This is a genomic window from Kitasatospora sp. NPDC057542 (genome assembly GCF_042801945.1).
Lineage (GTDB): Bacteria > Actinomycetota > Actinomycetes > Streptomycetales > Streptomycetaceae > Kitasatospora.
Genome location: NZ_JBHVFE010000333.1, coordinates 1 through 10,259 on the forward strand (window position 1 = coordinate 1; position 10,259 = coordinate 10,259).

12 protein-coding genes and 1 pseudogene are annotated in these 10,259 nt (G+C 74.3%); 7 read left to right on the forward strand and 6 right to left on the reverse strand.

What is annotated here, in order from left to right:
* Nucleotides 1-82 precede the first annotated feature (82 nt).
* Together ACFU7Y_RS31450 and ACFU7Y_RS31455 are read right to left on the reverse strand one after the other, a co-directional pair.
* On the reverse strand, nucleotides 83-520 hold the full coding sequence (locus ACFU7Y_RS31450) for a nucleoside deaminase (protein WP_224282830.1): 438 nt from the start codon (nucleotides 518-520) through the stop codon (nucleotides 83-85).
* Nucleotides 517-1,335 (reverse strand): LLM class flavin-dependent oxidoreductase, encoded by an 819-nt coding sequence (locus ACFU7Y_RS31455; RefSeq protein WP_224282831.1) that lies wholly within the window; start codon nucleotides 1,333-1,335, stop codon nucleotides 517-519. The genes ACFU7Y_RS31450 and ACFU7Y_RS31455 overlap by 4 nt, the downstream gene beginning before the upstream one ends.
* Nucleotides 1,336-1,428: 93 nt before the next feature.
* On the opposite strand from ACFU7Y_RS31455, the gene ACFU7Y_RS31460 reads away from it, so the two are divergent.
* From ACFU7Y_RS31460 to ACFU7Y_RS31475, 4 genes are all read left to right on the forward strand, one after another.
* A complete protein-coding gene (locus ACFU7Y_RS31460) occupies nucleotides 1,429-1,875 on the forward strand; it encodes an Lrp/AsnC family transcriptional regulator (protein WP_224282832.1) in 447 nt (148 codons plus the stop codon).
* A 140-nt stretch (nucleotides 1,876-2,015) separates the two neighbouring features.
* Nucleotides 2,016-3,119 (forward strand): serine hydrolase, encoded by a 1,104-nt coding sequence (locus ACFU7Y_RS31465; RefSeq protein ID WP_224282833.1) that lies wholly within the window; start codon nucleotides 2,016-2,018, stop codon nucleotides 3,117-3,119.
* A 267-nt stretch (nucleotides 3,120-3,386) separates the two neighbouring features.
* A complete protein-coding gene (locus tag ACFU7Y_RS31470) occupies nucleotides 3,387-4,856 on the forward strand; it encodes a sensor histidine kinase (protein ID WP_380770423.1) in 1,470 nt (489 codons plus the stop codon).
* Between the two features lie 61 nt (nucleotides 4,857-4,917).
* Nucleotides 4,918-5,622 carry a response regulator transcription factor gene (locus tag ACFU7Y_RS31475; protein WP_224285540.1) on the forward strand — a complete coding sequence of 235 codons (705 nt, stop codon included), beginning with the start codon at nucleotides 4,918-4,920 and terminating at the stop codon, nucleotides 5,620-5,622.
* A gap of 150 nt (nucleotides 5,623-5,772) precedes the next feature.
* Here ACFU7Y_RS31475 and ACFU7Y_RS31480 read toward each other — a convergent pair.
* A pseudogene (locus tag ACFU7Y_RS31480) lies at nucleotides 5,773-6,417 on the reverse strand (phosphatase PAP2 family protein); the annotation flags it as partial.
* A 76-nt stretch (nucleotides 6,418-6,493) separates the two neighbouring features.
* Here ACFU7Y_RS31480 and ACFU7Y_RS31485 point away from each other — a divergent pair.
* Nucleotides 6,494-6,757, forward strand: a complete 264-nt coding sequence (locus ACFU7Y_RS31485) for a hypothetical protein (protein ID WP_380770424.1) — start codon at nucleotides 6,494-6,496, stop codon at nucleotides 6,755-6,757.
* Between the two features lie 67 nt (nucleotides 6,758-6,824).
* Here the strand turns inward: ACFU7Y_RS31485 and ACFU7Y_RS31490 are convergent, their stop codons facing one another.
* The 3 genes from ACFU7Y_RS31490 to ACFU7Y_RS31500 are packed head-to-tail and all read right to left on the reverse strand — an operon-like array spanning nucleotide 6,825 to nucleotide 8,798.
* Nucleotides 6,825-7,241 carry a type II toxin-antitoxin system VapC family toxin gene (locus ACFU7Y_RS31490; RefSeq protein WP_380770425.1) on the reverse strand — a complete coding sequence of 139 codons (417 nt, stop codon included), beginning with the start codon at nucleotides 7,239-7,241 and terminating at the stop codon, nucleotides 6,825-6,827.
* Entirely contained in the window at nucleotides 7,238-7,528 is a 291-nt protein-coding gene (locus ACFU7Y_RS31495; protein WP_380770426.1) for a type II toxin-antitoxin system Phd/YefM family antitoxin, read from the reverse strand. Before ACFU7Y_RS31495 ends, ACFU7Y_RS31490 begins: the two co-directional genes overlap by 4 nt.
* A gap of 31 nt (nucleotides 7,529-7,559) precedes the next feature.
* Nucleotides 7,560-8,798, reverse strand: a complete 1,239-nt coding sequence (locus ACFU7Y_RS31500; protein WP_224283280.1) for an MFS transporter — start codon at nucleotides 8,796-8,798, stop codon at nucleotides 7,560-7,562.
* Nucleotides 8,799-8,876: 78 nt separating this feature from the next.
* On the opposite strand from ACFU7Y_RS31500, the gene ACFU7Y_RS31505 reads away from it, so the two are divergent.
* Both ACFU7Y_RS31505 and ACFU7Y_RS31510 read left to right on the forward strand, forming a co-directional pair.
* The gene (locus tag ACFU7Y_RS31505; protein WP_224283279.1) at nucleotides 8,877-9,239 is read left to right on the forward strand and encodes a MerR family transcriptional regulator; all 363 of its coding nucleotides are present in this window, start codon (nucleotides 8,877-8,879) and stop codon (nucleotides 9,237-9,239) included.
* Between the two features lie 180 nt (nucleotides 9,240-9,419).
* A complete protein-coding gene (locus ACFU7Y_RS31510; RefSeq protein ID WP_380770427.1) occupies nucleotides 9,420-10,214 on the forward strand; it encodes an alpha/beta fold hydrolase in 795 nt (264 codons plus the stop codon).
* The last annotated feature ends 45 nt before the right edge of the window (nucleotides 10,215-10,259 follow it).

The following is a 10,259-nucleotide window of genomic DNA, read 5'->3' on the forward strand; positions in this document are numbered from 1 at the left end:
GCCGCACTCGGCTGGTCGGCGGCCGCTCTCTCGGCCGTCTGCCGGCCCCTGCTGATCTTCGTCTAGGCCTGGGCGGCCGGGGTCAACTGGACCGGTAGTAGGCCGCGATCGGGGCTCGGGCCTCCTCGGGCAGGGCTGGGCCGTCCGTCGGTACGGTCGGCCAGGCGCCCGAGTCGGGGTTGAGCTCGACGAGTTGTTCCGTGGAGAGTGCGTAGACGACCCGGCCGATGCCGGAACGGAGGATGCCCCCCTCGCACATGCCGCAGGGCTGGCAGCTGGTGTACATCGTGGTGCGCGCGGCCGTGTCCGGGGAGAGTTCACGGGCGGCCCAGCGGGCGAGCTTCAGTTCGGGGTGGGCCGTGATGTCGTCGTCGCGACGCACGGTGTTGTGGGCCTCGGCGAGGATCTCGCCGTCCGGGCCGGACAGGAGGGAGCCGTACGGGGCGTCACCCAGGGTGGCCGCGTGGGCGGCGATGGCGATGGCCCGGCGCAGCAGGGTTTCGTCGGCTTCGGTGATCACGCGGTTCTCCAGTGGGTGGCCACGGTGGTGAGGGTCTGCCAGGCCTCCTGTGGCCGACGGGTCTCCTCCGGGGCCCCGTGGTAGGGGTCGAACACGACGGTCTCGGCGCCGAGACCGCGCAGTTGGCGCAGGTCGTCGAGGATCTGGTCGAGGGTGCCGACGCCGGCGGGCCGCTCGGGGTCGTCGACCGGCGTGGTGGTCAGCCGCAGGGCGATGCGGGGCGCGAACCCCGGCATCGGGTGCTCGGCCAGGACCGACCGCATCCGGGTCAGGGGGAGCCGCAGCGGGTGCCAGGCGTCGCCGAACCGGACCGCCCGCCGGAGCGCCGCTGCGCTGTGGCCGCCGACCCAGACCGGTACCGTTCGGCGGTCGGATTCACCGGCTTCACCTGCCCAGGCGTCCCGCAGCGTGCTCAGGTGGTCGTCGGTCAGTCTGCCGCGCGCGCCGAACGGCACGCCGAGGGCGTCGAACTCCTGGCGCGCCCAGCCGACCCCGACTCCGAGGACGAACCGGCCGCCGCTGAGCCGGTCGAGGGTGCCGGCCATCCGTGCCACCAGCAGCGGGTTCCGGTAGGGCAGGACGAGCACGGTCGTGCCCAGCCGCAGTCCGGTGGTGGTCCCGGCGAGCCAGGACAGCGTGGTGAACGGCTCGTAGAACGGCTCCGGGTACCGCTCGGCGACGTCCGGGGTCACCGCCAGGTGGTCCGACACCATGAGGAGGCCGAAGCCGAGGCCCTCCACGGTCCGGGCCCACTCGCGCAGCACGCCGGGGTCGGTACCCGGCCCGAAGTTCGGTACGTTGACGCCAAGTTGCATGCTCCGAGGCTATCCGCGTGATCATGGCGGAAGGAACGGCCTCTTCCCGGTCCTGGCCGTTGTCTGCCGTGGTTCTCCCGGTAGATTCGTGGAATGGCCGTGAATCTTGACGACACCGACTGGGCGATCATCGGGCAGCTGCAGCGGGAGGCCCGTGTCTCCCTCAGCGAGCTGGGGCGGCGGGTGTCCCTCAGCCCGTCGGCGACCACGGAACGGGTGCGGAACCTGGAGTCGCTCGGCGTCATCACCGGCTACCACGCCACGGTGGACCTGGCGAAGGTCGGCTACCCGGTGCTCGCCGTCGTCCGGCTGAAGTACCCGGGCAACCGGCACGAGCCGCTGCGCCGACTGCTCGCCGAGCGGCGGGAGATCCTGGAGTGCCTGCGCACCACCGGCGACGACTGCTACACCCTGAAGGTGGCGGCGACCTCCATGGAGCACCTGGAAACCCTCGTGGACGAGCTGGCCGGCTTCGGCAGCACCACCACGAGCGTCGTCTACAGCCGGACGCTGCCGCTTCGCGGGCCCGGCCGGCCCTGACGCCGAGGGCGAAGGCGCTCCCTCGATCGGGGGAGGCCGGCCGTCCGCCGCGCGACGAGACTGGCGATCGTGACCGGGGAGTTCCCTGCTCCCCACGATTCCACAGGAGTTGACTCGTGCGCCGTTCACGGATCCGCCACATGGCACTCGCCCTCTCGCTCTCGACCGCCGTGGCCGTCGGGGTGCTGGCACCGTCCGGCGTGTCCGCCGCGGCCTCACCCGACGTCGTGCAGCAGGGGCTGAACGCGCTGGTGCGGACGGACGGGGTGCCCGCCGCGCTCGCGACCGTCCGGGACGGGCGGGGCAGGACCCGTGACCACACGGCAGGGGTGGGGGACCTGGCCACCGGCGCCGGGGTCCCCGCCGGCGGGCAGGTGCGGATCGGCAGCAACACCAAGACCTTCACCGCCGTCGTCGTGCTCCAGCTGGTGGGGGAGGGGAAGATCGACCTCGACGCCTCCGTCGACGCCTACCTCCCCGGCCTGGTCCGCGGCGAGGGCGTCGACGGACGGGGCGTCACCGTCCGGCAGCTCCTCCAGCACACCAGCGGCCTGGCCGACTACGAGGGGCAGCTGGACGAAGCCTCCCTCCGGTACCGGTACTTCGAGCCCCGGGAACTGCTGGACATCGCCCTCCGGCAGGAGCCCGTCTTCGCGCCGGGGGCGAGGTTCGGCTACAGCAGCACCAACTACGTGCTGGCCGGCCTGATCGTCCAGCGGGTGACCGGCCGGCCGCTCGCCGAGGAGATCGACCGGCGGATCGTCCGGCGCATCGGGCTACGGCACACCTACTTCCCGGCCGTGGGCGACCGGACCATCCGGGAAGCCCACCCCAAGGGCTACCGCAGGGACTCCGCGTCCGGGCCGCTGGCCGACTTCACGGAGCTGGACCCGTCGGCCGGCTGGGCGGCCGGTCAGATGATCTCCACCAACGCCGACCTCGACCGGTTCTTCACCGAGCTGCTGATCCCGGACCGCCTGCTGCCTGCGGCCCAGCTCGCCCAGATGCGGACCACCGTCCCGGTCGGGGACACCGGCATCGGCTCCGGACTGGGCATCTTCAGCCGGCCGCTCTCCTGCGGCGGGGTCTACTGGGGGCACGGCGGCGACATCCCGGGCTACGAGACCCGGGGCGGCGCCACCGACGACGGCCGCGCCGTGAACATCGCGGTGACCATCGTTCCGGCCGACGACGCCGTCACCCGACACCTCGAAGCCGTCGTGGACACCGCGCTGTGCCGCTGAGGCGCTCGTCGGGATGCCGGCGTACGGACGGGCGGTGATCTCGGCGGTCCGGTGGTGGTGCGCTCGTGCCGGGCGCGGCCGGCCGCTGTGAGGTGCGGCCGGGACGCCTTCGCCAGGTCCTGCTCCGGCAGCTCGGCGGCCGTCAGTTCCTCGGTCACGCCGTGGACGACCGACTCGTCGGTGGCGTGGTGGCGTGGTGGCGCGGTGCGCCTCGGGCATGACTTTCGACAGATCCGGTGCGCAGGCGGCCCTCGTAGGGTCGTGGGCATGCGGATGAGTGGGATGGCGCTGCCCGTGGTGGCGTCCGTGTGTATCGGGTTCGGTGTCACGAGCCTCTGGTGGGCGCTGCCGGCGATCGGATTCTCCTTCCTGGCCGGACTGCGAGTGGAGCGGGTGCGGCCGGCGGCGGTGGTGTTCGCCGTCCTGGTCGCGGCCGGCGTGCTGGTGATCGGGTCGGTGCCCTCCTGGATCGTTCTGGGCCTGCGGTTCGTCGCGCTCGCCGTGAGCACCGGGATGGGCCCGTGGCTGCTGGGCCGGTTCTGGCGGCAGTCGCAGGAGCTCGTGCGCGCCGGGTGGGAGAGGGCCGAGCGGCTGGAGCGGGAGCAGCAGCTGGTCGCCGAGCAGGCCCGACTGCGCGAACGGGCCCGGATCGCCCAGGACATGCATGACGCCCTCGGGCACGACCTCAGCCTGATCGCCCTGCGTGCCGGGGCCCTCAAGCTCGCCCCCGACCTGGCCCGGCCCCACCGGGAGGCCGTCCAGGAGATCCGGGCGGGCGCGGCCACCGCCATCGACAGGCTCGGCGAGGTGATCGGCATCCTGCGCGACGGGGACGAGGGCGTCGGCGGCACCCCCGCGGCCCACGGACCGGCCGACTCGGACGTTCCGCACCTGGTCGCCGAGGCGGCTGCCGCAGGCCTGGATGTCCGCTCGGAGATCACCGGCGAACCGGACGGGCTCCCGCGTGCCTCCGAGCACGCCGCGTACCGGGTGGTGCAGGAGGCACTGACCAACGCCGCCAAGCACGCGCCGGGGGCGCCCGTCGTCGTGGAGGTGGCGTACTCGGCAGACGGTGCCCGGGTCCGGGTGGCCAACGGCCCCGCGCCTGCACCTGTGTTCGCGCCCGCGTCCGCCGTTCCCGGGACGGGGCCCTCGGTATCCGCGTCAACCCCGCGCAGCGCAACGCCCACCGGCGGTCGCGGCCTGGTCGGGCTGACCGAACGCGTCCGGCTCGCGGGCGGCGCCTTCACCCACAGGGCCCGTCCGGACGGCGGGTTCGAGGTCGTGGCCGACCTGCCGCGCCGTGCCGCCGGGCCCGTCCCGGCGGCGCCCACCGCCCCGCCGTGGCCGGTGCGCGAACTGCGCCGGGCCCGGCGTACGGTGGGTCGGACGCTGGCCGCCGTGGTGCTCGTCCCGCTGGCGACGGCCGTGCTGCTGACCGTCGCGCTGCGAGTATGGACGTTCTACGTGGTCGGCCTGTCGGTGCTGGGCCCGGAGGTCTACGCCTCCCTCCAGGTCGGGCAGGACCAGGCCGCGGTCGAGCGGCTGTTGCCGGGCCACCGGCTGCCGTACCGCCCGCCGAGCGGGCCGTCGACGCCCGCGCCGCCGTCGGGGGAAGGGGTCTCGTGCGCGTACTACGCCATCACCGCCGAGCTGTTCGTGGACCGGGCCGGCGACGCCTATCGGCTCTGCTTCCGGGACTCCCGGCTGGTCTCGCGCGACGTGCTCGTCTCCTGACCTACTGACGCGCTTCCCTTTTCTCACCACCTCCGTACCGAGCGACCGACAGGAGCCGCCGATGACCACCGCACCGATCAGGGTGCTGCTCGCCGACGACGAGCCGATGATCCGCGCCGGGCTGCGCGCGGTGCTCGCCACCGACCCGGGCATCGAGATCGTTGCCGAGGCCGGGGACGGCCGGGAGGCCGTCGAACTGGTCCGGCGCCACCGGCCGGACGTTGCCGTGCTGGACATCCGGATGCCCGGGGCGGACGGCATCACGGCCGCCGCCGAGATCCGCCGGAGTGGCCTGGCCACCGGAGTGCTCATGCTGACCACCTTCGGTGAGGACGACTACATCCTGCGCGCGCTCAGCGGCGGCGCGAACGGCTTCCTGATCAAGTCCGGTGAGCCCGAGGAGCTGCTCGCCGGGGTGCATGCGGTAGCGGGAGGGGCCGCCTACCTCTCACCCAAGGTGGCCGCCCGGGTGGTCGCCCACCTGGCTGCCACCGGGGCCGGCGGCCCCGCCGACCGGCGTGCCGGTGCCCGGGAGCAGGTGGCCGCCCTGACCACCCGGGAACGGGACGTGCTGACGCTGATCGCCGCCGGGCTGTCCAACGGTCAGATCGCCCGCCGGCTGGGGGTGGTGGAAGGCACCGTGAAGGCCCATGTGAGCTCCATCCTGGCGCGGCTGGGCGTGACCAACCGGGCTGCCGCCGCCGTCCTCGCGCACGAGGCCGGGCTGACCCTCGGTGCGACCTGCGCCGGCGGACCCCGGGACTGAGGCCGCCGCGCAGGGTGCCAGGAGCAGCCGCCCGAGGACGGGCACCCCGGCCAGGGCGGCCACGGCGGTGGTGGCCGCCGGCAGCAGGGCGACGAGCACGGCCGCCGTGACCGTGCCGCCGAGCGTGGCGCCGGCGAGCACGTCGTGCGGGTAGTGGACCCCGGCCGCCACCCGCAGCGCGGCCGTGGCGCCGCCGACGGGTATGACGAGCAGCGCCCAGCGCGGCCGCAGCAGCACCAGCCCCGTCGCCAGCGCGACGGCGAGCGTGGCGTGGTTGCTGGGGAACGACCAGTCGCCCGGCGGTGGGCACTCGGCGACGGCCGAACCCGGCAATCCGGCCAGCGCCCGGCAGGGCCGCTCCTCGTCGAGGAACACCTTCAGCACCTCGCTCGCCCCGTACGCCAGCACGGTGCCGAGACCGGCCAGCACCACCCCGGCGACCTGCCCGGCGGCCCGGCGGCCACGGGCCGTCCACCAGCAGAGCACCAGCAGCAGACCGAGCACCACCAGCCCGGCCTCGGTGGCCGGCGCCGCCGCCGAGGCCACCACGTGGGGAGCGTCCCCGACGGCCTCCGCCACCCGTCGGTAGCCGCCGGCCGACCACCCCGTGAGCACCCGCAGCGGCTCCGCGCCGCCATTGCGTTCGGGCGCCAGCCACGCCACCACCCCGGCCCCCGCGCAGAGCAGGGCCACGGCCAGTACGGGCCTGGGCTTGGCGGCTGCCCTGTTCGCCCGCGCGGTTCTGCTCGTTCCGGCTGCCCGGGAATTCCTGGGTTTCCTGTCCGTGTACGTCATGGTCCGGACGGTAGAAGCCGACGGGCCCTTTCCGCCCGACCAGAAAGTCAGGCAACGACCGTGACGATGGTCAGGGTTGACAACTCTTCACGTCCCAACCGCCGACCGGGTCGCCCGCGCCCTCCACCGCACCGAAGCCCCGCCCCTCCTTGTCGGCGGCGGCGCCGACCGGATGTGGGGCCGCCCGACCGCCGACGCGGCCGCCCACGAGGTCCTCGAACTGCCCGCCGCCGACGACGGCCTCGAACTGCCCGACGACCCCCTGGGCTCGATCGACGCCCTGCGTCAGGTCGCCGCCCGACCGGACGGCTTCGTCGCCGCTCGGGGCGCGGGAAGGTAGCCCGCATCCGGCGGCGGCCCAGGTGGTGCCGGGCGCCCCGGCCGCCCCGGGGCGGCCGGACATCCGCCTATCGGCAACCAGTTGGCTGACCCGGCGTGATCACCGGTGGGTCGCGCTCCTCCGCTGCGTCGGCCAGACGCTTGTCGTAAGTGACGAAGGCGGTGAGCGCGTGCTCCAGGTGCTCGGCGCTGGCGAGGTGAATGGCGTCGAGGGTGCGGAGGTGCCGGGTGGGGAACCGGCAGGCGGCTCGGAGGGCGGCATCGGAGAGCCGGATGCGGAGCAGCCGGTCGAGCAGGTCGGTCGACGTGTCCGGCACATCCCGTGGTGCGCCGATCCGGATCAGTGCGCGTGGCACCTCGACCTGGGCCAGTGCGCTGGTCGCATGACCCTCGGAGCCGTGCGAGGAGAGACATGTGCGCAGAGCAGTGGATTCGTTCTCAGGGACCAGGAGCTTGAGGATCGCGCATGAGTCGAGGTGGATCAATGGTCCTCCTCCCGCACGGCGTGCAGGGCGTCGGCGGCCGACCCGAGTCCGGCGCCGGACTCGGGCAACGTCCAGTCGGCCAGGCCGCGCGCGGTGGCGGCGTTCTCCGGGTCGATGGTGCCGCCGCGGACGAGGTCCTCCAGTACCCGTTGCTCGGGGTCGGGCGGCGCGAGGACGGCGATCAGTCGGCCGTTGCGGGTGATCTCCACGCGCTCGCCGGCCGCGACCCGGTCGATCAACTCGCTGGCGTGCTGCTGGAGCTGTCGGATGGGGACCCTGGCTGTCATACGACTCACGGTGGAGCGGACCGTGCGGCGATTACGGGGAATGTGCGTCGATTTCACACGTGCGAGTGGCACCCTCCGGGAACCCGTGCCGTCGTGCGCCGAGGGTGGTGGCCAGTGCGGCGGCCAGGAGGGCGAGGGCGGACCAGGGCAGGGCGGACGGTCCGGCGTGGTCGAGGAGCAGGCCGCCCGCCAGACCGCCGACGGCGATGCCGAGGTTCCAGCAGGTGACGAGCAGGGACTGGGCGAGGTCCCCGGCCGGGCCGGCCGCGTCGGCGACGGCGGTCTGCAGGAGGGTGGCGGCGCCGCCGAAGCCGAGGCCCCAGACCGCGGCGGCGGCGTAGGCGGGCCAGCCGGTCGAGCCGAGCAGGGCGGCGGCGAGGAGCAGGGCCGCGACGGCGAGGAGGGCGGAGGCGGCGATGGTCAGGGGGCGCAGGTACCGGTCGATCAGGGCGCCGGTGCCGAGGACGCTCGCCAGCGAGGACAGCCCGATGACGAACAGGACGGTGTCCGTCCGGCCGTCGAGCCCCAACGGTGCGAGCAGCGCCGCGACGTACGTGTAGAGGACGTTGTGGGCGAGCACGAAGGTCGCCGTGACGGCCAGGACGGCGGTCACGCCCGGCATCCGCAGCACCCGCCGGACGGGCGTGCGGGACCGGCCGGATCGGCCGGGGGGTTGCGGGAGCACGAGCAGCATCCAGCCGGTCAGCGCCACGGCGGCCGCGCTCATCAGCCCGAAGGTGGACCGCCAGCCCACCAGTCCGGCCAGCAGGGTGCCCGCGGGCACGCCCACCGACAGGGCGACCGTCGAGCCGGTCATGGCGACGGCCATCGCCCGTCCGCGCTGCTCGGGCGCGACGATGCCCCGGGCGTACCCGGCCAGCAGCGCCCAGAGCAGCCCCGCGACCAGGCCGGCCGCGAACCGGGCGGCCATGGTGAGCGGGTAGCTCGGCGACACGGCGGTGACGGCGTTGGCCACGGCGAAGCCGCCGACGGAGACGAGCAGCAGGCGCTTGCGCGGCAGGCGTCCGGTGACGGCGGTCAGCGGGATGGCGGCCGCGATGGAGCCGACCGCGTAGAGCGTCACGGACTGCCCGGCGGCGGACTGGCCGACGCCGAGGTCGGCGCTCATCGCGGGCAGCACTCCGGCGGGCAGGGCCTCGGTCATGATCGTGACGAATCCGCCGGTGCTCATGGCCAGCAGGGCCGGCCAGGGCAGCCTCGGCGCGGGGGCCACCGGCCGGTCGGGGATGCGGAGTTCAGGAGTGGACATGGGCCCGATCGTCTATCGTTGACATCCGTGTCAGGGTCCAGCCGGGACGGCACCGGCCCGGGGTGAGGATGGTCACACATGCGCATCGGCGAACTCGCCCGGCGGACGGAGACCAGTCCGCGCCTGCTGCGCTACTACGAGCAGCAGGGGCTGATCACGCCGAGCCGCGAGGCGAACGGCTACCGCTCGTACGACGAGTACCTCGTGGACCGGGTGCTGCAGATCCGCGGACTGCTGGACGCGGGGCTGCCGACCCGGATCATCAAGCAGATCCTGCCCTGCCTGGACACCCCGCGGACGATCCACTTCGCCGACGCCACACCGGAGATGCTCGCCACCCTGGAGTCCGAGACGGACCGGATGACCCGCCGGATCCTGTGCCTGACGCGCAACCGGGACGCCATCCGGGAGTACCTGGACGTGGTCAAGAGCCTCTCCTGAACCCGGCCGCCCGGCCCGGCGCCCCACCCGGCCGTCGCCCGACGCATCGCCCTGCCCGGCCGTCGGACCCGGCAGTCCGACCCACCGCCCCACCCGGCCGTCGCTCGACCCGGCGCCCGGCCCGGCCGTCGGACCCGCCGCTTGACCTTGCCACCGGTGTCACGGTCGCACGCTGCTGTCATGACCGACTCCGCGATCCACCACACCGCCTTCGGCGACGGCACCCCGATCGTCCTGATCCACGGCTACACCGTCGACCACCGCGTCCTGCTCCCGCTCGAACCCGCCCTCGCCGACCGCCCCGGCTGGCAGCGCCTCTACCTCGACCTCCCCGGCCACGGCACCAGCGCCCGGCTGCCGGGCCCGGCCTCGGCGAGCGCCCTGGCCGAGGCCGTCTCCGGGTGGATCGGGGACCGGGTCGGTCGGCGGCCCTTCGCCGTGGTCGGGCAGTCCTTCGGCGGCCAGCCGGCCCGGGCGGTGACCGCGCGGTTCGGTGAGCAGGTGCTGGGCTCGGCGCTGCTGGTGCCGGTGGTGCGCTGGGGTGCCGACCGGGCCCTGCCGGAGGAGTCCGTGGTCGAACGCGACGACGACCTCCTCGCCCGCCTCCCGGCCGCCGACCGCGAGCTGTTCCGGTACGTCATGGCCCGTCACACCGAGGCGAGTCGGGAGCTCTTCGAGCGGTACGTCCGGCCTGGCTGGCAGGCGCACGACCGGGCGGCCGCCGCCGAGCTCGAAGCCGACTTCCTGCTGCCGCACTGGCCCGAGCACCGGGCCCCGCAGCACCGCGGCCACCACCTGCTGGTCACCACCCGGCAGGACGCCCTGGTCGGCTGGCGCGACCAGCTCGCCCTGCTCGACCACTACCCCCGGATGGCCGCCACCGTCCTCGACGGCGCCGGCCACAACCCCCAGGTCGAGGCCGCCGAAGCCGTCCGCACCCTGTTCGGCCGGTGGCTCGACGCCCTCGAACGCTGAGGGCCGGTGCCGGGAACGCCGACGGCCCCGCGACCGGTCGTACCG

Excerpts from the sequence above, each read along its gene's own strand:
- ACFU7Y_RS31455 (WP_224282831.1), bottom strand. The coding sequence starts at position 1,335 with ATGCAACTTGGCGTCAACGTACCGAACTTCGGGCCGGGTACCGACCCC.
- ACFU7Y_RS31460 (WP_224282832.1), top strand. The coding sequence starts at position 1,429 with ATGGCCGTGAATCTTGACGACACCGACTGGGCGATCATCGGGCAGCTG.
- ACFU7Y_RS31475 (WP_224285540.1), top strand. The coding sequence starts at position 4,918 with ATGACCACCGCACCGATCAGGGTGCTGCTCGCCGACGACGAGCCGATG.
- ACFU7Y_RS31500 (WP_224283280.1), bottom strand. The coding sequence starts at position 8,798 with ATGTCCACTCCTGAACTCCGCATCCCCGACCGGCCGGTGGCCCCCGCG.
- ACFU7Y_RS31470 (WP_380770423.1), top strand. The coding sequence starts at position 3,387 with ATGCGGATGAGTGGGATGGCGCTGCCCGTGGTGGCGTCCGTGTGTATC.
- ACFU7Y_RS31510 (WP_380770427.1), top strand. The coding sequence starts at position 9,420 with ATGACCGACTCCGCGATCCACCACACCGCCTTCGGCGACGGCACCCCG.
- ACFU7Y_RS31465 (WP_224282833.1), top strand. The coding sequence starts at position 2,016 with ATGGCACTCGCCCTCTCGCTCTCGACCGCCGTGGCCGTCGGGGTGCTG.
- ACFU7Y_RS31505 (WP_224283279.1), top strand. The coding sequence starts at position 8,877 with ATGCGCATCGGCGAACTCGCCCGGCGGACGGAGACCAGTCCGCGCCTG.
- ACFU7Y_RS31495 (WP_380770426.1), bottom strand. The coding sequence starts at position 7,528 with ATGACAGCCAGGGTCCCCATCCGACAGCTCCAGCAGCACGCCAGCGAG.